Source organism: Pseudomonas sp. UBA6310, assembly GCF_002438225.1.
Taxonomy (GTDB): Bacteria; Pseudomonadota; Gammaproteobacteria; order Pseudomonadales; family Pseudomonadaceae; genus Pseudomonas_O; species Pseudomonas_O kuykendallii.
This window is the reverse complement of sequence record NZ_DJTK01000018.1, coordinates 49,444-74,887: the sequence shown is the minus strand read 5'-3', so window position 1 is coordinate 74,887 and position 25,444 is coordinate 49,444. Positions and strand designations below refer to the sequence as shown.

22 protein-coding genes and 1 pseudogene are annotated in these 25,444 nt (G+C 66.0%); 17 read left to right on the top strand and 6 right to left on the bottom strand.

Annotation, left to right across the window (positions count from 1 at the left end; all coding sequences use genetic code 11):
* From B3E91_RS03535 to B3E91_RS03520, 4 genes and pseudogenes are all read left to right on the top strand, one after another.
* On the top strand, positions 1 to 606 hold a 606-nt coding region (locus tag B3E91_RS03535), incomplete at its 5' end, for an amidohydrolase family protein (RefSeq protein ID WP_287028421.1).
* Positions 607 to 665: 59 nt separating this feature from the next.
* Positions 666 to 1,043, top strand: a complete 378-nt coding sequence (locus B3E91_RS03530; protein WP_287028420.1) for a DUF2946 domain-containing protein — start codon at positions 666 to 668, stop codon at positions 1,041 to 1,043.
* A gap of 97 nt (positions 1,044 to 1,140) precedes the next feature.
* Positions 1,141 to 3,288 (top strand): TonB-dependent receptor, encoded by a 2,148-nt coding sequence (locus B3E91_RS03525; protein ID WP_287028419.1) that lies wholly within the window; start codon positions 1,141 to 1,143, stop codon positions 3,286 to 3,288.
* Positions 3,289 to 3,296: 8 nt separating this feature from the next.
* A pseudogene (locus B3E91_RS03520) lies at positions 3,297 to 4,756 on the top strand (PepSY domain-containing protein).
* A 7-nt stretch (positions 4,757 to 4,763) separates the two neighbouring features.
* Here B3E91_RS03520 and B3E91_RS03515 read toward each other — a convergent pair.
* Together B3E91_RS03515 and uraH are read right to left on the bottom strand one after the other, a co-directional pair.
* Positions 4,764 to 5,474: a GntR family transcriptional regulator gene (locus B3E91_RS03515; RefSeq protein WP_414708185.1), complete on the bottom strand. Its 711-nt coding sequence runs from the start codon at positions 5,472 to 5,474 to the stop codon at positions 4,764 to 4,766.
* 281 nt (positions 5,475 to 5,755) lie between these two features.
* Positions 5,756 to 6,109: a hydroxyisourate hydrolase gene (gene uraH, locus B3E91_RS03510; RefSeq protein WP_273232975.1), complete on the bottom strand. Its 354-nt coding sequence runs from the start codon at positions 6,107 to 6,109 to the stop codon at positions 5,756 to 5,758.
* 298 nt (positions 6,110 to 6,407) lie between these two features.
* Here uraH and puuE point away from each other — a divergent pair, with 298 nt between their 5' ends.
* The 5 genes from puuE to B3E91_RS03485 are packed head-to-tail and all read left to right on the top strand — an operon-like array spanning position 6,408 to position 10,671.
* The gene (gene puuE, locus B3E91_RS03505; RefSeq protein ID WP_273232973.1) at positions 6,408 to 7,334 is read left to right on the top strand and encodes an allantoinase PuuE; all 927 of its coding nucleotides are present in this window, start codon (positions 6,408 to 6,410) and stop codon (positions 7,332 to 7,334) included.
* Positions 7,331 to 7,846 carry a 2-oxo-4-hydroxy-4-carboxy-5-ureidoimidazoline decarboxylase gene (gene uraD / locus B3E91_RS03500; RefSeq protein ID WP_287028417.1) on the top strand — a complete coding sequence of 172 codons (516 nt, stop codon included), beginning with the start codon at positions 7,331 to 7,333 and terminating at the stop codon, positions 7,844 to 7,846. Before puuE ends, uraD begins: the two co-directional genes overlap by 4 nt.
* 14 nt (positions 7,847 to 7,860) lie before the next feature.
* Positions 7,861 to 8,856, top strand: coding sequence for an allantoicase (gene alc, locus B3E91_RS03495; RefSeq protein ID WP_287028416.1), 996 nt, complete (start codon positions 7,861 to 7,863; stop codon positions 8,854 to 8,856).
* 54 nt (positions 8,857 to 8,910) lie between these two features.
* Positions 8,911 to 9,414, top strand: coding sequence for an ureidoglycolate lyase (locus tag B3E91_RS03490; protein ID WP_287028415.1), 504 nt, complete (start codon positions 8,911 to 8,913; stop codon positions 9,412 to 9,414).
* 39 nt (positions 9,415 to 9,453) lie between these two features.
* Positions 9,454 to 10,671: a urate hydroxylase PuuD gene (locus tag B3E91_RS03485; RefSeq protein ID WP_287028414.1), complete on the top strand. Its 1,218-nt coding sequence runs from the start codon at positions 9,454 to 9,456 to the stop codon at positions 10,669 to 10,671.
* A 36-nt stretch (positions 10,672 to 10,707) separates the two neighbouring features.
* Here the strand turns inward: B3E91_RS03485 and B3E91_RS03480 are convergent, their stop codons facing one another.
* Complete coding sequence (locus tag B3E91_RS03480) at positions 10,708 to 10,944, bottom strand: glutaredoxin family protein (RefSeq protein WP_287028413.1); 237 nt, start codon at positions 10,942 to 10,944, stop codon at positions 10,708 to 10,710.
* A gap of 283 nt (positions 10,945 to 11,227) precedes the next feature.
* On the opposite strand from B3E91_RS03480, the gene B3E91_RS03475 reads away from it, so the two are divergent.
* From B3E91_RS03475 to B3E91_RS03445, 7 genes are all read left to right on the top strand, one after another.
* Positions 11,228 to 12,574, top strand: a complete 1,347-nt coding sequence (locus tag B3E91_RS03475; RefSeq protein WP_287028412.1) for an OprD family porin — start codon at positions 11,228 to 11,230, stop codon at positions 12,572 to 12,574.
* Positions 12,575 to 12,900: 326 nt separating this feature from the next.
* A complete protein-coding gene (locus tag B3E91_RS03470) occupies positions 12,901 to 13,224 on the top strand; it encodes a DUF883 family protein (protein ID WP_287028434.1) in 324 nt (107 codons plus the stop codon).
* A 9-nt stretch (positions 13,225 to 13,233) separates the two neighbouring features.
* The gene (locus tag B3E91_RS03465; protein WP_090231324.1) at positions 13,234 to 13,614 is read left to right on the top strand and encodes a phage holin family protein; all 381 of its coding nucleotides are present in this window, start codon (positions 13,234 to 13,236) and stop codon (positions 13,612 to 13,614) included.
* A complete protein-coding gene (locus tag B3E91_RS03460) occupies positions 13,611 to 13,946 on the top strand; it encodes a hypothetical protein (RefSeq protein WP_273232962.1) in 336 nt (111 codons plus the stop codon). The genes B3E91_RS03465 and B3E91_RS03460 overlap by 4 nt, the downstream gene beginning before the upstream one ends.
* Before the next feature lie 113 nt (positions 13,947 to 14,059).
* Positions 14,060 to 15,220: an EAL domain-containing protein gene (locus tag B3E91_RS03455; RefSeq protein ID WP_287028411.1), complete on the top strand. Its 1,161-nt coding sequence runs from the start codon at positions 14,060 to 14,062 to the stop codon at positions 15,218 to 15,220.
* Between the two features lie 95 nt (positions 15,221 to 15,315).
* Complete coding sequence (locus B3E91_RS03450) at positions 15,316 to 16,647, top strand: deoxyguanosinetriphosphate triphosphohydrolase (protein ID WP_273232957.1); 1,332 nt, start codon at positions 15,316 to 15,318, stop codon at positions 16,645 to 16,647.
* A 148-nt stretch (positions 16,648 to 16,795) separates the two neighbouring features.
* Entirely contained in the window at positions 16,796 to 17,860 is a 1,065-nt protein-coding gene (locus tag B3E91_RS03445) for an FUSC family protein (RefSeq protein WP_287028410.1), read from the top strand.
* A gap of 56 nt (positions 17,861 to 17,916) precedes the next feature.
* Here the strand turns inward: B3E91_RS03445 and B3E91_RS03440 are convergent, their stop codons facing one another.
* A complete protein-coding gene (locus tag B3E91_RS03440; RefSeq protein ID WP_287028409.1) occupies positions 17,917 to 18,258 on the bottom strand; it encodes a 50S ribosome-binding protein YggL in 342 nt (113 codons plus the stop codon).
* Between the two features lie 200 nt (positions 18,259 to 18,458).
* Here B3E91_RS03440 and dacB point away from each other — a divergent pair, with 200 nt between their 5' ends.
* A complete protein-coding gene (gene dacB / locus B3E91_RS03435; RefSeq protein WP_273233134.1) occupies positions 18,459 to 19,934 on the top strand; it encodes a D-alanyl-D-alanine carboxypeptidase/D-alanyl-D-alanine endopeptidase in 1,476 nt (491 codons plus the stop codon).
* Between the two features lie 42 nt (positions 19,935 to 19,976).
* Here dacB and B3E91_RS03430 read toward each other — a convergent pair whose 3' ends face one another.
* Both B3E91_RS03430 and rlmKL read right to left on the bottom strand, forming a co-directional pair.
* Positions 19,977 to 22,775, bottom strand: a complete 2,799-nt coding sequence (locus tag B3E91_RS03430) for a sensor domain-containing diguanylate cyclase (protein ID WP_287028408.1) — start codon at positions 22,773 to 22,775, stop codon at positions 19,977 to 19,979.
* 45 nt (positions 22,776 to 22,820) lie between these two features.
* Positions 22,821 to 25,094, bottom strand: a complete 2,274-nt coding sequence (gene rlmKL / locus B3E91_RS03425) for a bifunctional 23S rRNA (guanine(2069)-N(7))-methyltransferase RlmK/23S rRNA (guanine(2445)-N(2))-methyltransferase RlmL (protein ID WP_287028407.1) — start codon at positions 25,092 to 25,094, stop codon at positions 22,821 to 22,823.
* Positions 25,095 to 25,444: the final 350 nt, after the last annotated feature.

Genomic DNA, 25,444 nt, shown 5'->3' with positions numbered 1-25,444 from the left:
TCCGAGAACCTCAAGGAGATCGACTGGGTGAAGGCGCTGTTCCCCGAGCGCAAGAACTACCTGGACGTCTACGACCACCATGGCCTGATCGGCCCGCGCGCGGTGTTCGCCCACGGCGTGCACCTGTGCGACGAGGAGTGCGCACGGCTCGGGGAAACCGGCTCGGCCGTGGCCTTCTGCCCGACCTCCAACCTGTTCATCGGCAGCGGCCTGTTCGACCTGCCGCGGGTGGAAGGTCATGGCGTGCGCGTCGGCCTCGGCACCGATGTCGGCGGCGGCACCAGCTTCTCCCAGCTCACCACCCTCAGCGAGGCGTACAAGGTGCTGCAGTTGCGCGGCGAGTCGCTGAACCCGTTCAAGTCGCTGTACCTGGCGACCCTCGGCGGCGCACGCTCGCTGTACCTCGACGACAAGATCGGCAACTTCGCCGCCGGCAAGGAGGCCGACTTCGTGGTGCTCGACTACAAGGCCACGCCGCTGCTGGAGTTCCGCCTGAAGCAGGCCAAGACCTTCGCCGAGAAGCTCTTCGCGCTGATCACCCTGGGCGACGACCGCGCGGTGAAGGAAACCTTCGCCGCCGGACGCTCGCTGCACCGCCGCGACTGAGGCGACCGCCGCGCGCCGGGTGTTTGCCCGGCGCCGCGACGCTGGTAGAGTCGCGGCCCATGAAAATCGCCCGCCAAGACCGCTCGCTGATTGCCTGGATGCTGCTCGTCTGCGTCCTGCTCAATCTGTTCGCCTGCGGCCTGCATCACGGGCAGATGAGCGCGCTCAGCCTCAGCGGCCTGGAAGGCGGGTTCTGCTCGGCGGAGAGCGCCGAGCACGGCAGCCATGCGCCCTCCTCCGACGGCAAATCCACGCTGCCGTCGATGAACGCCTGCCCGTTGTGCTCCTCGGCGTCCGTTGCCGTGGCGATCAACAGCAACGGCTGGCTCGTGCAGGCACTCGCCGCGCCGGGCATCGCCCCGCTGCTGGCGCTGACCTTCGCCCAACCGCCACCGCGCTACCTCTGGCCCTCGATAAACCCCCGCGCTTCGCCCTGACCCTTCCATCGCCCTGAACACTCCACGCCCTTCCCGGCCGGCGCCTGCGCGCACGGTCCACGGGAGAGCGACCGTCCTCGCATGGAAGTCATCAACGATGAAAGATTTCAGCCTCCCGCTGGCGCTGCTCGCCGGCTTCTGCACCCCCGCGTTCGCCGACCATCCGCCCCTCACCCTGCCCGGCGCCAGCGTCAGCGCCGAGCAGGAAGAGAACACCGGCCTGCACCTCGACGACACGGCCGACACCGGCTCGCGCCTGGGCCTGACCCTGCGCGAGAACCCGGCCTCGGTCAGCGTTGCCGATCGCGCACGCATCGAACGCCTCGGCGCGCGCGATTTCCAGGAGGTCGCCAACGCGCTGCCCGGCGTGAACGCCTCGGCGCCGCCCGGCTGGGGCGGCTACGTCGCCTACCGCGGCTTCAACGGCGCCCAGGTCAACCAGCTGTTCAACGGCATCAGCCTGCAATACGGCTCGGCCAATCGCCCGGTGAACGCCTGGATCTACGACCGCGTCGAGCTGATCGGCGGGCCTTCCTCGTTCGCCCACGGCAGCGGCTCGGTGGGTGGCACGCTGAACTACGTGACCAAGCTGGCGAGCCGCGAGGAAAGCGCCGGCGAGGCGCGCATCAGCTACGCCCGTTTCGACACCCAGCAGACCGCCATCGGCTACAACCAGGCGCTCAACGAAGGCCCCGGCCCGCGCCATTACGCACGGGTGGATTTCAGCCGCGACAGCAGCAACGGCTACATCGATCGCCAGGAGCGCGGCGCGAACAACCTGGCGTTCTCGCTGCTCAGCGACCTCACGCCCGATCTCTCGCACACGCTGGCCATCGAATATCTGGAAGAGCAGGAGGACAGTCCGTACTGGGGCACGCCGACGCTCAACCCGAAAGCCGGCGAGCTGAAGATCGACCGGCACCAACGCTTCGCCAACTACAACGTCGAGGACGGCCGCTACGAGCAGCGCACCCGCTGGCTGCGCTCGATCACCGACTACCGCCTCGACGAGCAGACCTCGCTGCGCAACACCTTCTACCACTACGAAGGCCAGCGCGATTACCGCAACCTCGAGGTGTACGCCTACAACGCCGACAACTCGGCGATCAACCGCTCCGGCGGCTACCGGCAGCGCCACGACCAGGAGCTCAACGGCAACCGCTTCGAGCTGCTGCGCCAGACGCATCTGTTCGGTCTCGCCAGCGACTGGGCGCTGGGGGCGGACTACAGCGTCAACCAGCAATCGGTGTATCCGCGCTCGGGCGGCGCCTTCGACAGCGTCGCACCGGGCGACTTCGACCCCGGCCATTTCGATGACATCCCCGGCATGAGCGCGACCGCGCGCAAATCCCGCAGCAACGAGATCGAGACCCGTTCGGCCTTCATCGAGAACCGCCAGGAACTCGGCGAACGCCTGTCGCTGGTCACCGCGCTGCGTTACGACCACATCGATTTCAGCGTGACCGACCACCTCAATGCCGTGCAGGTGGATCGCCGCTGGGACGCCATCACCGGGCGCGCGGGGCTGGTCTTCGACCTCAGCGACAACGCCAGTTTCTACGTGCAATACAGCACCTCGGCCGAGCCGCCGGGCGGCACGCTGACTGGCGCCAGCGCCACCCAGGTACGCGACTTCGATCTCAGCACCGGGCGCCAGGTCGAGGTCGGCAGCAAGCTGGACTTCCTCGACGGCCGCGCCTCCGCCACGGTCGCCGCCTACCGCATCGTGCGCAAGGACTTCCCGGTCACCGACCCGAACAACGCCAACGCCACTATCCAGGCCGGGCAGCAGACCTCCGACGGCGTCGAGCTGGCCGGCTCGTTCAAGGTCACCGAGCGCCTGCTGGCCGAGGCGAACTTCGCCTGGGTCGATGCGCGCTACGACGACTTCAACGAGGTCGCCGGCGGCGTTCCGGTGTCGCGCAAGGGCAAGACGCCGGTGAACATCCCCGAGCGCGTCGGCAACCTCTGGCTGACCTACGACTTCGATGCGAACTGGCAGGGCGGCGTCGACGCGCGCTACGTGGCCTCGGTCTACGCGAACAACGCCAATACGCTGTGGGTGCCCTCCTACACGCTGTTCGGCGCCTTCGTGAAGTACCGCGTGGACGAGCACACCGACCTCACCGCCCGGCTGCGCAACCTCACCGACGAGGTCTACGCGCGCTTCATCCACCAGAGCAACAGCCAGTACTACGTGGGCGAACCACGCAGCCTGGAGCTGTCGCTGAACACGCGCTTCTGAGGCCGCCGATGAAGCGCTACTTCTATCTGTGGCACCGCTGGCTGGGTATCGGCCTGTGTCTGCTGATGGCGCTGTGGTTCGTCTCCGGCATGGTGATGCTCTACGTCGGCTATCCGAAGCTGACGCCCGCCGAGCACCTGGCGCACCTGCCGGAGCTACCCGCGCGCGATTGCTGCATCGACCTGCCGCAGGTGTTCGCCGCCAGCGGCCGCGACGAGGCCCCGCAAAGCCTGCGCCTGAGCAGCACCGAGGGGCGCCCGCGCTACCTGCTCGGCTATGCCGATGGCAGCGGCGTGACGCTGGACGCCCTCGACGGCAGGCGCATCGCGCCGGTCGACGAAGCCGGCGCGCTGGCCAGCGCGCGGCAGTTCGATCCCCGCGCCACGGCGCATTACCTCGGCCTGATCGACGAGGACGCCTGGACCCACAGCCGCGCGCTGGACGGCGATCGTCCGCTGCACCGGGTGCAGCTGGACGACGCCGAGGGTCGCCAGCTGTACATCTCCAGCCACAGCGGCGCGGTAGTGCGCGATGCGACCCGCACCGAACGCGCTTGGAACTGGATCGGTGCCTGGCTGCACTGGCTGTATCCGCTGCGCGGCCCCTGGTGGTCGAACCTGGTCATCTACTCGGCGCTCGCCGCCACCGCGATGGCGTTGCTCGGCCAGGTGGTCGGCGTGCTGCGCTGGCGCTTCTCGCGCCCTTATCGCAGCGGCTCGCGCTCGCCCTATCGCGGCGGCTTCGCCCGCTGGCACCACATCGTCGGCCTGCTGTTCGGCGGCGTGGTGATCGCCTGGATCTTCAGCGGGCTGATGTCGATGCGCCCCTGGCACCTGCTGGACAGCCAATCCACCCTGACGGCCTCGGCCTACCAGGGCGGCGCCTGCGTGCGGAGGCATTCCCGCTGCCGGTGCGCGAGGCACTGGCGCGTTTTCGCCAGGCGGGCCTGCACCCGCGCGAGCTGGAGTGGCGGATGGTCGGCGGCGAAGGCGTCCTGCAGGCGCTGGATGGCTGCGGCAACAGCCGGGTGCTGCCGGTGGGCGACGCCGATCCGCTGCAACGCCTGCCGGAAAGCAGCCTGCGCCGCGCGGTGCAGGCTATGGCGGCGGGCACGGCGTTCGAGGTCGAGGAGCTGACGGCCTACGACTTCTACTACTTCGCCCGCGCCGAACAGAGCATGAACGGCGGCCTGCAACGCCCCCTTCCGGTGCTGCGCGTGCGCGTCGACGATGCCGCCGGCACCTGGCTGCACATCGATCCACGCAGCGGCGCGCTGCTGGAGCAGCTGGACGAACGCCGGCGCCTGGCGCGCTGGCTGTTCAACCTGCTGCACAGCTGGGACGTGCAGGCGCTGCTGCAGCGTCCGCCGTTGCGCGAGACGCTGATGCTCGCCTTCAGCCTGGGCGGGCTGGTGGTCAGCCTGAGCGGCGTGGTGCTCGGCTGGCGACGGCTGCGCCGCTCGCGCTGAGCGTCGACTAAGCCTTCCCCGCGGACGGCAGCAGGTGCGAGAACACCGCCTGCAGGTCGTCCGGGGGCGCGCCTTCCTCGAAGTCGAGCTTGTCGTCGACGCTGTCCATGTGGCGCATCATCAGGCCCACGGCGGTGTCGACGTCACGCGCCTCGATGGCGTCGATCAGGCGCAGGTGCTCCTCGTCCGAGCAATGCGCCTGGTTGCGCCTTTCGTAGAGGGCGATGATCAGCGAGCTTTGCGAGATCAGGCTGCGCAGGAAACCGATCAGCGGCGCGTTGCCGGCCACTTCGGCGAGCGTGAGATGGAATTCGCCGGACAGGCGGATACCGGTGCCGCGGTCGCCGCGGGCGAAACAGGCATGCTCCTCGGCCACGCACCGGCGCAGCTCGGCGATCTGCGCGGCGCTGGCACGTTCGCAGGCCAGCTCGGTGATCGCCCGCTCGATCATCCGTCGCGCGTAGAAGATCTGCCGCGCCTCGTCCGCCGTCGGGCTGGCCACCACCGCACCGCGATTGGGCCGCAACAACACCACACCCTCGTGCCCCAGACGCGACAAGGCCCGGCGGATAACCGTGCGGCTGACGCCGAAGATGGCGCCGAGCGCCTCCTCGCTCAACTTGGTCGCCGGCGCCAGGCGCTGTTCGAGGATGGCGTCGAAGATATGCGCATACACCCGCTCGTCCTGGGTCCCGCTGCGGCGCGTGGCGCTGCGCACTGTCTGGCTCCGGGGCTGCGACTCTGGGCTCATGCTGGTATCCGCGAACTGCCCGGCCGTGGGCCCGCGATGGCGGCCGACTCGCTCGGAGCAGGAAAAATGGGGTTCATATTGTACACAGTCGATGCGGGCAATCGTTTACAGCGATGCCTGTGCAGTGCGTCGCGAGCGTGCACCCGGGACGGGCAATCGGCCTCGTTTGCCCCGATTCGGGTCGCAATCGATGGCCTGGCGACGCTCGCCGGCTCAACCTGCGCATCCGCTGTTCACCTTCGCCGCAACTAGCTGCCGCGGTAGGTCGAATAGCTGTACGGCGAGATCAGCAGGGGAACGTGGTAATGCTCCTGCGCGGCGTCGATGCCGAAGCGCAGCACCACCACGTCGAGGAATGCCGGTTCGGCCAGGGCGATACCGCAGGCGCGGTAATAGTCGCCGGCGTGGAAGTGCAGCTGGTAGACGCCCGAACGGTAGTCCTGGCCTTCGAGCAACGGCGCGTCGCAGCGCCCGTCTCCATTGCTGCGCGTGCCGGCGAGCAGGCGCAACTCGGCGCCTTCGACGCGATACAGCTCGATCAGGATGTCGCGGCCCGGCCGGCCCTGCGAGGCATCCAGTACGTGGGTAGTCAGTCGTCCCATTGCGATCGCGGCCGCGCCGCGCCTCCTCGGATACATGCCCGTGACACGGGCGGATTGAACGGATAGTCGTGCGCCGCAGCATGCGCCAGGGCGCGGAAACCGGCCCGGGCGAATCGACCGAAAATCACGTGTGCTGCGGCTTCCGCGGAAAACTCCTGACCAATCAGGCAAGTTTTTTGCTACGGTTTTCGAGCATCGATGACGCACAGTCGCCATGCGACAACTGTTCGCAAAGCATAACCAAATCTGTATACAATTTCTCTACGCCTGTTCCTCCAATATTCCAAGGACACCTGCCGTGAGCGCCGAATACCCCCGCGACCTGATCGGTTACGCCGATTGCCCCCCTCATCCGCAGTGGCCCGGCGAGGCGCGCATCGCGCTTTCCTTCGTACTCAATTACGAGGAAGGCGGCGAACGCAACATCCTTCACGGCGACAAGGAATCCGAGGCATTCCTCTCCGAGATGGTGGCCGCGCAACCGCTGCGGGGCGTGCGCAACATGAGCATGGAGTCGCTCTACGAATACGGCAGCCGCGCGGGCGTCTGGCGCCTGCTCAAGCTGTTCGACAAACACGCCATCCCGCTGACCATCTTCGCCGTGGCCATGGCCGCGCAGCGCCACCCCGCGGTGATCCGCGCCATGGTCGCCGCCGGCCACGAGATCTGCAGCCACGGCCTGCGCTGGATCGACTACCAGTACATGGACGAAGCCCAGGAGCGCGAGCACCTGAACGAGGCCGTGCGCATCCTCACCGAACTCACCGGCCAGCGCCCGCTCGGCTGGTACACCGGGCGCACCGGCCCGAACACCCGGCGCCTGGTGCGCGAGGAAGGCGGCTTCCTCTACGACTCGGACACCTACGACGACGACCTGCCCTACTGGGACCCGGAAAGCCCGGACAAGGCCCATCTGGTGATCCCCTACACCCTCGACACCAACGACATGCGCTTCACCCAGGTGCAGGGCTTCAACAAGGGCGACGATTTCTTCGAGTACCTCAAGGACGCCTTCGACGTGCTCTACGCCGAAGGCGAAGCCGGCGCGCCGAAGATGCTGTCCATCGGCATGCACTGCCGCCTGCTCGGTCGCCCGGCGCGGCTCGCCGCACTGCAGCGCTTCCTCGACTACGTGAAGGGCCACGACAAGGTCTGGTTCGCCCGCCGCGTCGACATCGCCCGCCACTGGCACGCCACTCACCCTTTCAAGGGAGGCCGGGCATGAGCCGTTTCCGCACCCTGACGCCGTCCACGCTGGATCGCGCAGCCTTCGTCGAAGCGTTCGCCGACATCTACGAGCACTCGCCCTGGGTCGCCGAACGCACCTTCGACAAGGGCGTTGAAGCCGGCTTCGACGAGGTCGAGGTGCTCCAGGCGCGGATGGCCGACGTGCTGCTCGCGGCCAGTCATGCCGAACAACTGGCCCTGATCAACGCCCACCCGGACCTGGCCGGCAAGGCCGCCGTGCGCGGCGAACTGACCGCCGCCTCCACCTCGGAACAGTCCGGCGCAGGCATCCATGAATGCACCGCCGAGGAGTTCGCCCGCTTCACCGAACTCAACGCCGCCTACAAGGCGCGTTTCGGCTTCCCCTTCATCATGGCGGTGAAAGGCAGCAACCGGCACCAGATCCTCGCCGCCTTCGAGGAACGCATCCACCACTCGCCAGAGCAGGAATTCGCCCGCGCCCTGGCCGAAATAAACAAGATCGCGCTGTTCCGCCTGCAAGCGCTGTAACCGACGAGAAGACCATGAAGACCTACGCCGCACCCTTCGAGAAATACCTCAACCTCGCCGACGCCCGCCTCGGCACCAAGGCCCTGTCGGTCACCGACGACTGGTTCGCCGACGTCAACCGCCTGTTCCAGCCGACGCCGGCGGTGTGGAAGGAAGGCGTGTTCGACGACAACGGCAAGTGGATGGACGGCTGGGAATCGCGGCGCAAGCGCTTCGAGGGCTACGACAGCGCGGTGATCCGCCTGGGCATCGCCGGCTCGATCAAGGGTGTCGACATCGACACCAGCCACTTCACCGGCAACTACCCGCCGTCCGCCTCGCTGGAGGCCTGTTTCATCGCCGAAGGCGATCCGGACGACGCCACCGAGTGGACCGAGGTGCTCCCCGCCGTCGAACTGCAGGGCAACAGCCACCACTACCACGCCGTCGCCGACGACCGCCCCTGGACCCACCTGCGCTTCAACATCTACCCGGACGGCGGCGTGGCGCGCCTGCGCGTGTATGGCATCCCGCATCGCGACTGGTCCGCGCAGCGCGCCGACGAGCAGATCGACCTCGCCTCGGCGCTCAATGGCGGCCGCGCGCTGGCCTGTTCCGACGAGCACTACGGCAGCATGGGCAACCTGCTCAACCCCGGCCGCGGGGTGAACATGGGCGACGGCTGGGAGACCGCCCGCCGCCGCACGCCGGGCAACGACTGGGTGATCATCGCCCTCGGTCATCCGGGCGAGATCGAGCGGATCGTCGTCGACACCCTGCACTTCAAGGGCAACTACCCGGACAGCTGCTCGATCCAGGCGGCGTTCGTCAAAGGCGGCACCGACAGCCAGATCGAGACCCAGAGCCTGTTCTGGCGCGAACTGCTGCCCAGCCAGAAGCTGCAGATGCACCAGGAACACGAGTTCGCCAAGCAGATCGCCAAACTCGGCCCGATCACCCACGTGCGCCTGAACGTGTTCCCGGACGGCGGCGTCAGTCGCCTGCGCCTGTTCGGCAAACTGGCGAAGTAAACGAGGCCTCCCCTCCCGCGACGGGAGGACGTTCACTCAGGAAAGCGGACTGCCATGCGCACACTGATCATCGAGCCCCTGACCAAGGAAGCCTTCGCCCCCTTCGGCGACGTCATCGAAACCGAAGGCAGCGACTTCTTCATGATCAACAACGGCTCCACCCGCCGCTATCACAAGCTGGCCACGGTGGAGACCCACCTGCCCGACGACCAGGCGATCATCAGCATCTTCCGCGCCGAGGCGCTGAAGATGCCGCTGACCATCCGCATGCTCGAACGCCATCCGCAGGGCAGCCAGGCCTTCGTGCCGCTGCTCGGCAAGCCGTTCCTGGTGGTGGTCGCCCCGCCCGGCGACAGCCCCGATCCGGCGCAGGTGCGCGCCTTCGTCAGCGACGGCCGGCAGGGCGTGAACTACCGCCGCGCCGTCTGGCATCACCCGGTACTGGCGATCGCCGCGCAGGACGACTTCCTGGTGGTCGACCGCAGCGGCGCCGGCAACAACTGCGACGAACATTTTTTCGACGAGAGCGAGCAGTTGCTCCTCGACCCCGAGCTTTGAAGGACTGGCAGCCGCCGCTGCAGGCATGAGGTAGAAATCTTGGAAGCACATTTGACCGAATGGCTGAACCTGACCATTCGCTGGATACACATGATCGTCGGGGTCGCCTGGATCGGCGCCTCTTTCTATTTCGTCTGGCTGGAGAACAACCTCGACCGGCGCAACCCCCGCGAAGGGTTGTCCGGCGACCTCTGGGCGATCCATGGCGGCGGCATCTACCACCTGGAGAAATACAAGCTCGCGCCACCGCAGATGCCGGAGAACCTCCACTGGTTCAAGTGGGAGGCCTACAGCACCTGGCTTTCCGGCTTCGCCCTGCTGATGGTGGTCTACTACCTGAACCCCGGCGTCTACCTGCTCGCGCCGGGCAGCTCGCTGAGCCCGGCACAGGCGGTGATGGTGGGCCTCGGCGCGCTGATCGCCGGCTGGTTCATCTATGACCTGCTCTGCGAATCCGCCCTCGGCAAGCATCCGGCGCTGCTCGGCCTGACTCTCTTCGTGCTGATCGTGTTCGCCGCCTGGGGCTTCTCCCAGGTGTTCAGCGGCCGTGCCGCCTACATCCATACCGGCGCACTGATCGGCACCATCATGGTCGGCAACGTGTTCCGCACCATCATGCCGGCGCAGCGCGCGCTGGTGGCGGCCATCGAGCAGAATCGCGAACCCGATCCGGCGCTGCCGGCCAAGGGCCTGCTGCGCTCGCGGCACAACAACTATTTCACCCTGCCCGTGCTGTTCATCATGATCAGCAACCACTTCCCCAGCACCTACGGCAGCCACTACAACTGGCTGATCCTCGCCGCCATCTCCGTGCTCGCGGTGCTGGTCCGCCACTACTTCAACACCCGCCACGCCACCGGCAAGTTCGCCTGGGCGCTGCCGCTGGCGGCGCTGGGCATGATCAGCCTGGCGTTCGTCACCTCGGGAAAACTCGGCACGCCCGCCAGCCCCGCGCCGAACGCGCAGCCGGCCGCCCAGCAGGTACCGGCAACCCGCGAGTTCGACAAGGTCAGCGCGGTGATTCACGAACGCTGCACGGTCTGCCATTCGGCGCAGCCGACCAGCCCGCTGTTCAGCGCGGCGCCGGCGGGCGTGATGTTCGACACGCCGCAGCAGATCCAGCAGATGGCACCGCGCATCCAGGCACAAGCGGTGACCAACCAGATCATGCCGCTGGGCAACATCACCCAGATGACCCAGCAGGAACGCGATCTGATCGGCGCCTGGATCGCCAACGGCGCGGCACTGGACAAATGAGGGGAGCCTCCGCCGCCTCAGGGTGCGGCGGAACGCTCAGAGAAGAAAAGCGACTATCTGGTCAGAATCGAACGGCCAACCCAGTTCGGCCCACGAATCGCAGCGGCGCAGTACCGGAATCGACAGCCCGTACTGCTCCACCCACTCCTCCCGCTCGGCGATGTCCACCAGCTCGACCAGCAGGCCGTTCTCGACGAACGGCATGAGCATGGCCTCCGCCAACTCGCACAAATGGCAGCCCGAAGTCCCCAACAGCTGGCATTCCGGAAGCATCTCGACGCTCCTGTAAAAACATCTCGCCGCAGTCTACCACCGGCTGTCCAAGCGCAACGCCAGGCTGTAGGATCAACCCGCCCAAGGAAGGGGATGCGCTTGGAAGGGAGTTAATAAAGCCGGCCCCCTGAATTTCGTCTTTTCCAGAGCGCTCTGGCTCTTTGGTAGGACCAGGCAAGCCGACTAAAGTCTAAGCGCCTAGATAGTTACTACATGTTTTATTCATCGCGCCGTAACCGGTCGGTCAGGAATCGACCAGCATCCATTCGAGGAGACAACAATAATGAGCAGCACCCCACTTGCCCGCGCTATCGCTCTCGCAGCCCTGGGCGCCAGCATCGCAGTGCCCTCCCTGGCCCAGGCCGAATTTCTGAAGGACAGCAAGGCCAGCATTGGCCTGCGTAACTTCTATTACAACAACGATAACCACGACGGTGGCCAGGATGAAAAAGACTGGGCCCAGGCGTTTCGTTTTGACTACCTCTCCGGGTTCACCGAAGGTACTGTTGGCTTCGGTCTGGATGTGACCGGCACACTTGGCATCAAACTCGACGGTGGCCAGGGTAACCATCCCAACGGCAGCAGCTTCATGCCGAGCGATTCGGACGGTGGCGGCAAGGACAACTGGAGCCATGCCGGCGCCAACGGCAAAGTGCGCCTGTCCAAGACCGAGCTTCGCGTAGGTAATGCCTTGCAGCCGATGCTGCCGGTGGTGCTGACCAACGACTCCCGCGTCATGTCGCAACTCTACGACGGCGGCATGCTGACCTCGAAGGAGTTCGACGACTTCACCCTGACCGCCGGCCAACTGGGCCATGTGATTGGCCGTGCGTCCGACAACTGGACCTCGCTGTCCGTGGCGGGCGGCACCCGCGGCAGCAACCAGTTCCGCTTCGCCGGCGGCGACTGGAAGGTCAACAAAGAGCTGACCCTGCAGTACTACTACGCAAACCTGGAAAACTACTACGACCAGCACTTCGCCGGCCTGACCCACGTTTATCCGATCAGCGACAACCAGTCGTTCAAGACCGACCTGCGCTACTTCAAGTCCGGCGACGACGGCAAGAACGGCCAGGCGGGCTATCAGTTCAACAACAATGGTGGCTACGCCAAGAACCCGGGTGAAGTGGACAACACCACCTGGAGCGCCATGTTCACCTACAGCCTGGGTGGGCACGCGATCATGCTCGGTCACCAGCGCGTATCGGATGACGGCGGCTTCGTCTGGTTGAACCAGGGTAGCGTGACCGACGGTAACAGCCGTCCGGAAGGCAATGCTGGATCGGACTTCTACCTGTTCACCAACGCCGTGGTTAACCAGTTCGCCCGTGCTGGCGAAAACTCCACCTTTGGTCAGTACAGCTACGACTTCGCAAAAGTCGGCATTCCGGGCCTGAAGGCCTCGGTCGCCTACATCAGCGGCGACAACATCAAGGCAACGAATGGTGTTGGCAAGGACCAGAGCGAATGGGAACGCGACGAGCGTATCGACTACGTGTTCCAGGAAGGCGCGCTCAAAGGCTTTGGCGTGACCCTGCGTCACGGTGCCTACCGTGGCTACACCGGTGCGGCCAACGCCGATACCGACCAGACCCGCCTGATCTTCAACTACACCCTGCAACTGATGTAATCAGCGGCAGAAAAAAGCCCGCCTCACGGCGGGTTTTTTTTGCCCGCGAATCGCTGCCCGAGGCGCATGGCAATGACAAACGTCCAGCGAGCCGCCACTATCGAGCCTGCGTTGCGCTCGCCCCGCACGGGAAGGGAGCGCACGCTATGCACGACGCACCAGGAATGCTCAGACAGTCGTCTCGACCGCCTCGGGAACCTTGCCGCAAGCCAGGGGCTCGAAAGATGGAGACACTCACCAGTGGCAATAGCCCCAAGGAGATTGACGTGGCCGTACAAGACACCCTGAATCCTTCCGTGAACGACGAACTCGACCCGCTCGCCCAGATCGACGTGCCCGAGCACAAGCGCAACCTGCACGACGCCCAAGAGGCGCTTGCCGCCGAGTTCCAGACCCTGATCGCCGATACCGAGCGTCTGCTGCAGCACACCAAGGAGGTCGCCGGCGCCCAGGCGGACGAACTGCGGGTCAAGATCAACGAGAACATCACCCGCGCCAAGGGCATGCTCAAGGAGCGCGAGAACGTCTGCCGCGACCAGAGCAAGGCCGCGATCGAGGCGACCGAAGAGTACGTGCACCTGCATCCGTGGCAGTCGATCGGTATCGCCGCAGGTGTCGGTTTCCTGCTCGGACTGATCAGCCGCCGCTAAGGAGAACCAATGGACGCTTCGCCATCTGAAAACGCTCCCAAGCCCTCGCTGAAGAAGCTGGGCGGAGCGTTCGTCGGGCTCATGCAGGGTCATCTGGAGCTGATCGGAATAGAGCTCCAGGAAGAGAAATCGAGAACCTTCCAGCTGTTCATCTTTTCCGGCCTGAGTCTGTTCTTCGGACTCCTGGTGACCATCGGCATCTCGGCCGCCATCCTGATCGGCTTCTGGGACAGCTACCGGCTCGCAGCCATCATCGGGTTGTGCGTCGTCTACGGACTGGGACTGATCATCTGCGTGCTGCGCGCGGTCCGGCTTGCCGAGATGGCCAGCGTTCCGTTCCAGGCGACCGTCGAAGAACTGGCCCGCAATCGGGAGCGACTACTGCCATGAGCCATCTTTCAAGTGCTGCCCGACGCGCCATGCGCAAGGACCTCGTCCGCCTGCGCATGGAGATGCACCGCCAGCAGTTGCTGTACCACTCGCAGCCGCTATCCCACCCCTTGCAGCAGGCGAAACAGTTCATGTCCGCCCGCAGTTCCGCTTCGGCGAACAAGACGCCGCTGGTAATCGGTGCGGGGATCGTGCTGACGCTGTTCGGCAAGCGCCTGGGCATGCTGGGCAAGATCGCCCGGCTTGGGCTGGCGGTCTATCCATTGGTCAAGGCCTTCGGTGCCGTGGAGAAAAAGACCGTAGTGGTCGAACGCCCCGTCGCGCGACCCTAGGGTCAGGCCAGCGCTTCGCTGGCCGCATTCTTGCAAACAGTGGGAAACAATTCGGCCGAAACTCGTTACCATGCCTTTGAATTGTTTCCCTTTCTCTGATCAAGGATGCGTCCGTGATAAACGGGCAAGCAGTAGCATTTTTCCAACCGTTCATCGATACCGCCACCGGCCTCATCGCAGGCGTTGAGGCCCTGGGCCGACTGCGCCAGGAGGACGGCACCGTATCGTCCGTCGGCCCCCTCTTCGTCGATCCCAAGGTTTCCCCCAGCGCGCTGCGCAGACTCGATCGCCAGATTCGCGATAACGCCCTGAGTCGCCTGGACGAAGCGCCCACCGACTGGTTTCTCAGCATCAACATCTCGCCGCGCTGGATCAGCCGCCTGCGACCCAGCCAGCCGCTTCCCAGCCTCAAGCAACTGCGCGCCCACGGCATCGCGCCGGAACGCATCGTTTTCGAAATAACCGAACTGGGCGGCGCGAGCCTGCGCCTGCCGGAAGTCGTGCAACGCTACCGCGAGGCCGGCGCCCGCATCGCCATCGACGACTTCGGTGCCGGTTACTCGCAGCTGGATCGCGTGCTGGCCCTGCAGCCGGACATCCTCAAGCTCGACATGCGCCTGTTCCAGGAAGCCGCCCGCGGCGGGCCGAGCGGAGAGGTGGTCAAGGCCCTGGCGCAGATGGCCGAGAAGACCGGTTGCTGGATCATCGCCGAGGGCGTTGAGACCGAGGCCGAGCTGGATTTCGCCCTCGAATGTGGCGCCCGCTACGTGCAGGGCTACCTGTTCGCCAGGCCGGAGGAGAACTTCTTCCCCTCGGACGCCTTCGTCGAGCGCTTCGCCGCGCTGCGCGAGCATTACGTGCAGCGCAAGCTGGCCGAACGCGCGCGACTGGTGGCGCTGCGTCAGCAACTCACTCAACTGATGAGCAGCCTGCGCACCCTCGCCTCCGACGGCTTCCCCCACAGCATTCCGCCACCGGTACAGTATCCGTGGCTGCTGCGGGTCTACGAGTGCGATCGCCACGGCACCCAGGTCAGCCCCAACCTGGAGTGGCGCAACGGCGCCTGGCACGAAGACACGCGCTACCTGAACCACAACTGGTCGTGGCGCCCGTACTTCTACCAGTTGCTCGCCGAGGGCTGGGAAGAGCGCCGCCTGACGCTCTCCAGCACCTACCGCGACGCCACGACCAACCAGTACTGCCTGACCGCCGGGCTGTTCATCGACAACGGCCGGCGCCTGCTGCTGGTGGATATCGACGCGGCCGGACTCTGACGCGCGACGAGCGACGTTGCCGGTCGGGCCGGCTTGAATAGACCGGCCACAACCGGGAAGCTAGCGGGTCCATTCATCCACGATGAGTACCCGCTTTGGATTGGCAGACCCTGCTCACCCGCGAACGCCTCGGCAAGTCCCTGCAGAACACCGAAGAACTGGGACGCAGCCCTTTCCACAAGGACCACGACCGGATCATCTTCTCGGGCGCGTTCCGCCGCCTGGGACGCAAGACCCAGGTTCATCCGGTCACCAGCAACGACCATATCCACACCCGCCTGACCCACTCGCTGGAAGTCAGCTGCGTCGGCCGCTCGCTGGGCATGCGGGCCGGCGAGGTGCTGCGCGATGAGCTGCCGGACTGGTGCGATCCCGCCGACCTGGGAATGATCGTGCAATCGGCCTGCCTGGCCCACGACATCGGCAACCCGCCGTTCGGCCACTCCGGCGAAGACGCCATCCGCCACTGGTTCCTGCAGGCCGCCGGGCGCGGCTGGCTGGACGACATGAGCGATGTCGAGCGTGCCGACTTTCTCAACTTCGAAGGCAACGCCCAGGGTTTCCGCGTGCTCACCCAGCTGGAATACCACCAGTTCGACGGCGGCACGCGGCTCACCTATGCAACGCTCGGCACCTACCTGAAATACCCCTGGACGTCCCGCCACGCGCAGTCGCCCGGCTACAAGAAGCACAAGTTCGGCTGCTACCAGAGCGAGCTGCCGCTGCTCGAGCAGATCGTCGGAAAGCTCGGCCTGCCGCTGCTGGAGGAGCAACGCTGGGCGCGTCATCCGCTGGTCTACCTGATGGAGGCCGCGGACGACATCTGCTACGCGCTGATCGACCTGGAGGATGGCCTGGAGATGGAGCTGCTCGACTACAGCGAGGTCGAGGAACTGCTGCTCGACCTGGTCGAAGGCGACCTGCCCGAAACCTACCGCCAGTTGGGCCCGAAGGACTCGCGGCGGCGCAAGCTGGCGATCCTCCGCGGCAAGGCCATCGAGCACCTGACCAACGCCGCGGCCCAGGCTTTCGTCGAACAGCAAGGCGCGCTGCTTGCCGGTACCCTGCAAGGCGATCTGGTCGAGCACATGCAGGGCTCGGCGAAACACTGCGTGCTGCGCGCCAAGGCCATCGCGCGGGAGCGGATTTTCCAGGACAAGCGCAAGACGCTGCACGAGATCGGCGCCTATACGACCCTGGAAATCCTCCTCAATGCCTTCTGCGGCGCGGCGCTGGAGCAGCACGGCGGTCGCACGCCGTCGTTCAAGCACCAGCGGATACTCGACCTGCTCGGCAACAACGCCCCGAAGCCCGATAGCTCGCTGCACCACTCGTTCCTGCGCATGATCGATTTCATCGCCGGCATGACCGACAGCTATGCCAGCGAGATGGCGCGGGAAATGACCGGTCGCTCGGCGCCGACCTGAGGCGCTCCGGCAGGCCGGCATCGGGCGCGGACGGATCGGAGGGAACGACCGGGGCGAACCGTCAGTCTATGAGCGCTGACGGGCCGCACGGCCAAGAAGACGATGTCACGCCCTACGAGGTGCGGCAGCCTGAGGAAAACCAGCACCGATGCACAGGGTTCTACGCACAAGCCTGACTTGGAAAGCGCAACCGCCCGCCTGGGGACCGGCGATGGTGGCGGGTATCGGCTGTGGATTGCCCCTGCTCCTCGGGCTGTTCAGCGCCCACCCCGGATTTCTCTGGGCCTCGGTCGGCGCGTTCCAGGCATCCCAGGCCAATCCGCTGCATCGCCTGGGCATGTTGCGCATGCTCCTGCTGATCGCGCTGGGTGCCTGCAGCGCCGCGCTGGGCTTCTGGGCCGCGCCCTCTCCCACCAGCAGCCTGCTGCTGTTCGCCGCCTTCGGCCTGCTGCTCGCCTGGCTTCAGCGGTTCGGCAACGAGGCGGGCAAGCTCGGCATCGGGATGGCGGTCTGCCTGAGCCTGGGCCACGGCCAGCAGGCGATGGGCGCATTGCACAACCCCTACGCGGTCGCCGCGCTGTTCGTCCTCGGCGGTCTCTGGGTGACGCTGCTCGCCTTCGCCCTGCGCGGTGGCCACGGGTTGCGCATGTGGCCGCGGCTGCCGCGCTTCGTCTCGCTGCTCAAGGTGCTTCGCCGCCACGCGCAGCGCCTGCCCCGCCGGGAATGGCGCCTGCATGCGTTGGGCTGCATGCTGGCCTGCGGGCTGGCCGGCCTGCTGGTGAACCTCGCCGATCTGCCGCGCGGGTACTGGCTGACGGTGGCGGTCATCACCACCCTGCAACTGGAATTCCACAACAGCCTGGTGCGCGCCGTACAGGCCAGCGCCGCCAGCCTGGCGGCCGCCGCGCTGCTGGTGTTCATCGGCCATAGCCTGCAAAGCCCGGCGTTGATGGTGGCGACGCTGCTGCCGCTGATCGTTCTGAGCCGCGCCTTCCAGGTCAACCATTACGGGCTGTTCGTGCTGCAGACGACATTCTGCTTCGTGCTGCTGTCGGAGAGTCTGTCGCGCGACTGGCATCTGCCGGGCGTGCGCCTTCTCAACTCGCTGCTTGGGGTGGCATTGGCGTTGCTGGTGGCCCAGGTGATCGACCTGCTGCGCAAGCGTCTGGACCGAAAAGCGGAACCGGCGGATACCGGCGAAAGGCGGGAGTGACGCTGTGTTGCGATCGCGGGCGCGTTCCGTGACGGAGCCGCGCCTGCGCTCAGGTGTTACGCCGGGTTGATCGGGTTTTCCGGATACCAGACGTCCATCAGCGGGCTGAGCTTGTACTCGGTCAGTTCGCTGCGGCCCTTCAGCCAGGCTTCGACCTGGATACGCTGTTCTTCGTTGACCGAACCGCGCTTGCCGAGGCAGACGAAGCCGTAGTCGTCGCCGCCGACATAGCTCAGGCCATTGGCCGCGATGGCATCGTCGAGGAAGGCATCGAGGAAATCGTCGATCGCCTTGTCGTCGAGGCCGTCTTTGTAGGTCAGGTTCAGCTCGAAGCCCAGCTCCTGGAATTCATCGACGCAGAGTTTCTTGCGCAGGCGGCGGGAACGGTTGGTAGCCATGGAGTAAGTCCTCGAGAATGATAAACGCGCGGCACTCTAGCAGTTTAGCCGGCCGCGCGCCCGCCTCCATGACGCCGAAGGGAAATAACCGCGCCTCAATCATCGTTCGGCAGCGCCGCGGCCTTCGGGCATAATGCGGCCACTTCCCTGACGATGTGGGAATTTCCCCTATGCCACGCTTCGCTTTCTCTCTCCTGCCCATGACTCGAATTCTTCGCCGCCTGGCCCTCGCCAGCCTGCTGCCGCTCGCCATCGGCGCGCCGTCCTTCAGCCTCGCCGCCAATGTCAGCACTTCGCTGCCAGACAAGGTGCAGCAGACGCTGAAGGCCAACAAGATCTCGCCCAACTCCCTCTCCCTGGTGGCCATACCGCTCAACGGCCCGGGCCAGACCACCATCTACAACGCCGACGTGTCGGTGAACCCGGCGTCCACCATGAAACTGGTGACCACCTACGCCGCCCTGGAAATGCTCGGCCCGACCTACCAGTGGCGCACCGAGTTCTACGCCGACGGACAGCTCAAGGATGGCGTGCTCAACGGCAACCTCTACCTCAAGGGCGGCGGCGATCCCAAGCTGAACATGGAAAAGCTCTGGCTGCTGATGCGCGACCTGCGCGCCAACGGCGTACAGAAAGTCACCGGCGACCTGGTGCTCGACCGCAGCTACTTCATCCAGCCCAACCTGCCGGAGTTCAACGACGACGGCGGCGACAGCAACAAGCCGTTCCTGGTCCGCCCGGACTCGCTGCTGATCAACCTCAAGGCCATGCGCTTCATCGCGCGCACCGACAGCGGCAAGGTTTCGGTCGCGGTCGAACCGCCGATGGCCAACGTGCAGATCGACAACCGGGTCAAGCCGCTGAAGGCGAGCAAGTGCAAGACCTACCCGGACGTCGTCTACAACTCGGTGAACAACCCCAACGGCGGCGTTACCGTGACGGCCAGCGGCGAACTGGCCGAAGGTTGCAGTGCGCAGACCTACCTGTCGCTGCTCGATCACAAGGACTACGCCGCCGGCGCCGTGAGGGCGATCTGGCAGGAACTGGGCGGCAGCATCCTCGGCGGCAACCGCGTCGACGTGGTGCCCAAGGACGCCCGCCTGCTGGCCCGTGCCTATTCGCCGGACCTGGTCGAGATCATCCGCGACATCAACAAGTTCAGTAACAACACCATGGCCCAACAGCTGTTCCTCAGCCTCGGCGCGCAATTCCGCAACGACGCCGATGGCGACGACGGCAAGGCCGCGCAACGCGTGGTGCGCCAGTGGCTGGCGAAGAAGGGCCTGACCGCGCCGCACCTGGTCATGGAGAACGGCTCCGGGCTGTCGCGGGACGAACGGGTCAGCGCGCGCGAGATGGCGACCCTGCTGCAAGCCGCGTGGGGAAGCCGTTATGCCGCGGAGTACATCTCCTCGCTGCCGCTGGCGGCGATGGACGGGACGATGCGCAAGCGCCTGCACAAAACCGCCCTGGTCGGCGAGGCGCACATCAAGACCGGCACGCTGAACAACGTGCGCGCCATCGCCGGTTTCAGTCGCGACATCAACGGCAACACCTGGGCGGTGGTGGCGATCCTCAACGATCCGCGGCCGTGGGGCGCCTCCTCGGTGCTCGACCAGATCCTCGTCGAGCTGTATCGCCAGCCCAAGCTCGCCAACAGCACCGCCACGCGTTGAGGTCCACGGGCGCGCCGTCAGCGATGACGGCGCGCCTGCTGCTCAACCGTAGTTCACCACCACCCGATCCCTGCCTGCCTGCTTCGCCGCGTAGACGCCCGCGTCCGCCCGGCGTAGCAACGCGTCGGCGTCCTCTCCCGGCTGCCACAGGGCCACGCCGAAACTGGCAGTGACCACACCCACGCCCTCCACCGGATCGCGGCGCAGCTCTTCGAGCAGCGCGCGGGCGAGGATTTCCGCCTGTTGCAGGTCGGTATCCGGGCAGAGCACGGCGAACTCTTCGCCGCCAAGACGGCAGAACACGTCGCTGCGCCGCACCCGCTGGCCGATGCGCTGGCTGATCCGCTTGAGCACCAGGTCCCCGGTGCCGTGACCGAACTGGTCGTTGATCTGCTTGAAGCGATCGATGTCCAGCATCACCACCGACAGCGCGCCGGGATGGCGCTGCGAACGCACGATCTGGATTTCCAGTTGCTGCTGGAAGTAGCGGCGGTTGTACACGCCGGTGAGCGAATCGGTGATCGACAGCTCGCGCAGTTCCTGTTCGACCAGCTTGAGGCCGGTGATGTCGGAGAGGTAGCCGTGCCAGAGCACCGCGCCGTCCGCCAGCCGCTCCGGCAGCGCCTCGGCGCGGAACCAGCGCAGCCCTTTGCCGGGGAGCAGCGCGCGATAGTCCTCGGTCCAGAAGCTCAGGCGTTCGGCCGAACGCTGGATGGACTCATCGACCCGCGCCCGGTCGTCCGGATGCACGCGCTCGTGGATCAGCGACGCATCCCGGCGCAACGCCTCGGGCTCGATCTCGTAGACCTCGCGGATTCCCGCGCTGACGTAGGGATAGCTGGCGGTGCCATCCGGGTTCAGCTGGTATTGATAGATCACGCCCGGCACCCGCGAGCTGAGTTTCTCCAGCAACTGATCGCGCGCCTCGAGCGCCGCGCGCACGCGACGCCGCTCGGTGATGTCGGTGGCGATGCCGAGAATGCCGACCAGCGTGCCCGCCTCGTCGCGAATGCCGGTAAGGAACAGGTTGACGGTGAGCCTGCTGCCGTCGCGACGAACGAACGTCCATTCGCGCTCGTCATGGCGATTCTCCCGGAGCACCTCGAAGGCGATGGCCTCCAGGGGCTCCACCGGCCTGCCCAGCTGTTGGCCGAGTTCATCGGCCCGCCGCTGCAGCTCTTCGGGATCATGCAGCTGCAGTACGCTCAGTTGGCCGACGGCTTCCTGCGCCGAATAGCCAAGCATGCGCTGGGCGCCGACGTTGAACGTCATCACCTGGCCCTGCATGTCCGTCGCGACGATGGACACCTGGGTCGCCGCGTCCAGCAGGCCGCTCAACTGGCCGTGGGCGCGCGCCAGTTCCAGCTCCGCCGCCTTGCGCCAACTGACATCGGAATGCGTGCCGATGGCGCGGGTGGCCTTGCCCTCGGCGTCGCGCTCGACCACCTTGCCGCGGTCCAGAATCCAGGCCCAGGTACCGTCGCGACGCTGCATGCGGTACTCGCACAGGTAGCTCGGCAGCTCGCCGTCGAAGTGCCGCTGCAGGGTACTCACCGCGCGCGGCAGGTCGTCCGGGTGCACCCGCTTGCTCCACTCGTCCAGGCTGTTACCGATGTCTTCCTCCGCATAACCCAGCCCGCTCTTCCAGGCGCCGGAGAAGAACATGGTGTCGGTGCGCATGTCCCAGTCCCAGACCCCGTCGCCCGAGCCGTCCAGGGCGAAGCTCCAGCGCCGCTCGCTGGCCGCCAGCTCCTGCTCGCGAGCCCGCAGGTCGGCAGTGCGCTCGGTGACCAGCGCCAGGGCGCGCTGGCGCTGGTTGACCAGGCTGTAGAGGAACGCGCTGATCAGCAGCGTGAGGACGATGCCGAACAGCACCACCCAGATCACCAGTGGCGACTGGTTGGCCTGCATGAACAGGTCAGTCGGCTGGATTCTCAGCTCGAACAGCCGGTTATCCAGGGGAAACTGCAAGGCGTAACGCAGGTCGCTGTGCGCGGCGAGATCCTCGGAACGGTACAGCGACTGCGGAGCGTCGCCCGTCACGTCCAGCAGTTCGACCATCAGGTTGTGCCGGCTCTTGTCGGAGATGCCCGACTCCATGAGGCTCTGCAGGCTCACCAGCGCCCCCACGTAGCCCTGCAGCGCTCCGCTTGGCGATGACGGCGTGGCGTTGTAGACCGGGGCGAAGATCAGCAGCCCGCGATCCTGTGGGCGGCGGCTGCCGAACAGCGCGATGCTTTCGGAAATGATCGTGCGGTTCTCCGTCCGCGCGCGGTCGAGCAACGGCTGCAGCGAGCCGTAGGACAGCAGGTCGAAGCCCAGCGGCCGGCGCGGCGCCTGGTGCGAGACGCTGTAGAGCAAGGGGAAGTATTCGGCGCGTTCGCCGGCCGGGCGCAGTGCCAGATCGTCCCCGTCCGGATCGGCGAGCTCGCGGATGCGGAAATCGGCCACGCCGTCCTCGCGTACGGCGGCCTCGAAGGCTTCGCGGGCACTCGCCTCGATGCGCGGATACCAGGTCAGCGCGAAGGTGTCGTTCAGCAGCGGCTCGCTGTAGCCCTCGAAAGACCGGCGATCGACGTCCTCGGAAAAAACGAAGAACCGCCGCAGTGCGTCCAGACGCTTGGTCTGGTCGATCAGCCGCTCCCGAGCAAGGCTGGCACGCTCGACGGCGGCCAGCTCGAAACGCTCCTGCAACTGCTTCTCATAGAAGTGCCGCGTGACGATGGAGACCGCGACGGTGATCAGCGCGCCCACGATCAGCGACGCGCCGATGGTCATCCAGCCAGCCGTGGCTGGATCTATGTAGCCCCGATTCTTCTTGAACGCGTTCGGTCGCTTCATACACCACTCTGTTGGGGAGAGGTAGGCCTGCCCAGCGCGGTTTGCTCAGCCGTTCAGCGGCTGAAAGCGCCAGGCGCGGTGGATACGCGGGTTGCGGGCGAAATCGGCGGCGATGGTCTCGGCGCTGATTTCCTCCACCCGGTAACGCAGGGCAAGTGCCTCATCGAGCTGGAACTTGCGGAAATTGTTGGAAAAATAGACTACGCCAGCGGGCGCCAGGCGTGCCATCGCCAGGTCCAGCAACTGCACATGGTCGCGCTGCACGTCGAACACGCCCTCCATCCGCTTGGAATTGGAGAAGGTCGGCGGGTCGATGAAGATCAGCTCGTACTGGTTGGTGTCGGCGGCCAGCCAGGCCATCACGTCGCCCTGCTCCAGGCGGTTCTTGTCGGAGAAGCCGTTGAGCGACAGGTTGCGCCGCGCCCAGTCCAGGTAGGTCTTCGACAGGTCGACGCTGGTGGTGGTCCGCGCGCCGCCCTTGGCCGCATGCACCGTGGCCGTGGCGGTGTAGCAGAACAGGTTGAGGAAGCGCTTGCCGGCCGCCTCGCGCTGGATGCGCAGGCGCAACGGGCGGTGGTCGAGGAACAGCCCGGTGTCGAGGTAGTCGGTGAGGTTCACCAGCAACTTGACGCCGCCCTCACTGACTTCGACGAACTTGCCCTGGGCGCTCTGCCGCTCGTACTGCTTGGTGCCGCTCTGGCGCTCGCGGCGCTTGATGATCACCCGGCTCTTGTCGACGTTCAGCGCCTGCGGGATCGCCGCCAGGGCATCGAACAAGCGGGCCTGGGCCTTTTCCGGATCGATCGACTTGGGCGCGGCGTATTCCTGCACGTGCACCCAGTCGTGGTACAGATCGACGGCCAGGGCGTACTCCGGCATGTCGGCGTCATACACGCGGTAGCAGTCGATGCCCTCGCGCCTGGCCCATTTGCCCAGTTGCTTGAGGTTCTTCTGCAGGCGGTTGGCGAACATCTGCCCGCCTTCGCTCAGACGAGCCTGCTCGACCACCGGCGCGGGCGCCGGCGTCGGTTTGATCGGGTTGCCGTTCCGGTTGAGCTTCGGCGCTTGCGCGGTTTCCTCGGCCAGCGCCTGCGCCTGCTCGCGTTCGACCTGACGCTGCTCCGCCGTGCGCCGCTCGCCGGTGACGAACTGATCCGGCTGCACCTTGATCAGCAGCAGCTTGCAGGGCAAGGCGCCGTTCCAGAACGCGTACTGCTTGTGGCTGCGGATGCCCATGCGCTTGCCGAGGTCCGGCGCGCCGGTGAACACCGCCGCCTCCCAGCCCATGCACGCCTGGCGCAGACGTTCGCCGAGGTTCTGGTAGAGGTACAGCAGGCTCGCCTCGTCACCCAGACGCTCGCCATAGGGCGGGTTGCTGATGACCAGGCCTTTCTGGTTCTGATCCGGACGCGGCTCGAAGGTCGCCACTTCGCCCTGGTAGACCTTGATCCAGTCACCCAGCCCGGCACGTTCGATGTTGTTGCGCGCCGGCTGGATCAGCCGTGGATCGGCCTCGTAGCCGCGAATCCACAGCGGCGGCCGCGCCAGGCCGGCGGTGGCACGCTCCTGGGCTTCGCCCTGCAGCTTCTTCCACAACGCCGGCACATGGCCCAGCCATTCGCTGAAGCCCCACTGCTCGCGGGTGAGGTTCGGCGCGATGTCGGCGGCGATCATCGCGGCCTCCACCAGGAAAGTACCGACACCGCACATGGGGTCCGCCAGCGCTCCGCCCTCGGCGGCGATGCGCGGCCAGCCGGCACGGATCAGGACCGCCGCGGCGAGGTTTTCCTTCAGCGGCGCCGCGCCCTGCTGCAGGCGGTAGCCACGCTGGTGCAGGCTGTGCCCGGACAGGTCGAGGGACAGAATCGCCTCGCCGCGGTCCAGGCGCAGGTGCACGCGCAGGTGCGGGTTGACCTTGTCCACCGAGGGCCGCGTGCCGTCGGCCTGGCGCAGACGATCGACGATCGCATCCTTGACCCTCAGTGCGCCGAAGTGGGTGTTGTCGATTCCCGAACCATGACCGCTGAACTCCACCGCCAGGCTGCCGTCGGGCTGGAGATGTTCGCTCCAGTCGACGGCATGAACGCTGTCGTAAAGCGATTCGGCGTCCTCGATCGTGAAGCGGTCGAGAACCAGCAGAACGCGGTTGGCCAGGCGCGACCAGAGGCACAGTTTGTAGGCCAGCTCCAGGCTGCCGAAACCGCGAATCGCCGCGGTCTGTTCGCGCGGCTCTTCCAGTCCCAGGGCAGTGGCTTCTTCGAGTAGCAGCCCTTCGAGGCTCTTGGGGCAGGTGAGAACGAGTTCGTAACGGTCCGACATGAGTTTCCAGGTGCCTGCGGCGGTCGATGACGGGCAGTGTCTGCCGCGTCAGAAAGTGGCAAAAGGTCGTAGACGACCCTTCGTCGGAATAGTGAGCCCTTACAGGCAAGAGTAGTTCGCAACAATGCCTTCGTCGGCGTCTCGGTTTACTGCCCGGTTGCACCGGCTTTCATGCGCCGATGGGTGCCTGTCCGGGCCTGTTCTTATGGCCTCACTCAGAAAAGCATTACGTGCTTATGACAAAACGATCATTCCAATGCTTCCGGGCATTGGTTAGAACTCAGTTACCCCATCGGTGCAACGCCGCTGGAAGGAGACCGCGACGCCGGCAGCGGCTCCGTCGGCAGATC

Excerpts from the sequence above, each read along its gene's own strand:
- B3E91_RS03530 (WP_287028420.1), top strand. The coding sequence starts at position 666 with ATGAAAATCGCCCGCCAAGACCGCTCGCTGATTGCCTGGATGCTGCTC.
- B3E91_RS03525 (WP_287028419.1), top strand. The coding sequence starts at position 1,141 with ATGAAAGATTTCAGCCTCCCGCTGGCGCTGCTCGCCGGCTTCTGCACC.
- uraH (WP_273232975.1), bottom strand. The coding sequence starts at position 6,109 with ATGGGACGACTGACTACCCACGTACTGGATGCCTCGCAGGGCCGGCCG.
- uraD (WP_287028417.1), top strand. The coding sequence starts at position 7,331 with ATGAGCCGTTTCCGCACCCTGACGCCGTCCACGCTGGATCGCGCAGCC.
- alc (WP_287028416.1), top strand. The coding sequence starts at position 7,861 with ATGAAGACCTACGCCGCACCCTTCGAGAAATACCTCAACCTCGCCGAC.
- B3E91_RS03490 (WP_287028415.1), top strand. The coding sequence starts at position 8,911 with ATGCGCACACTGATCATCGAGCCCCTGACCAAGGAAGCCTTCGCCCCC.
- B3E91_RS03480 (WP_287028413.1), bottom strand. The coding sequence starts at position 10,944 with ATGCTTCCGGAATGCCAGCTGTTGGGGACTTCGGGCTGCCATTTGTGC.
- B3E91_RS03475 (WP_287028412.1), top strand. The coding sequence starts at position 11,228 with ATGAGCAGCACCCCACTTGCCCGCGCTATCGCTCTCGCAGCCCTGGGC.
- B3E91_RS03465 (WP_090231324.1), top strand. The coding sequence starts at position 13,234 with ATGGACGCTTCGCCATCTGAAAACGCTCCCAAGCCCTCGCTGAAGAAG.
- B3E91_RS03460 (WP_273232962.1), top strand. The coding sequence starts at position 13,611 with ATGAGCCATCTTTCAAGTGCTGCCCGACGCGCCATGCGCAAGGACCTC.
- B3E91_RS03445 (WP_287028410.1), top strand. The coding sequence starts at position 16,796 with ATGCACAGGGTTCTACGCACAAGCCTGACTTGGAAAGCGCAACCGCCC.
- B3E91_RS03440 (WP_287028409.1), bottom strand. The coding sequence starts at position 18,258 with ATGGCTACCAACCGTTCCCGCCGCCTGCGCAAGAAACTCTGCGTCGAT.
- dacB (WP_273233134.1), top strand. The coding sequence starts at position 18,459 with ATGACTCGAATTCTTCGCCGCCTGGCCCTCGCCAGCCTGCTGCCGCTC.
- B3E91_RS03430 (WP_287028408.1), bottom strand. The coding sequence starts at position 22,775 with ATGAAGCGACCGAACGCGTTCAAGAAGAATCGGGGCTACATAGATCCA.
- rlmKL (WP_287028407.1), bottom strand. The coding sequence starts at position 25,094 with ATGTCGGACCGTTACGAACTCGTTCTCACCTGCCCCAAGAGCCTCGAA.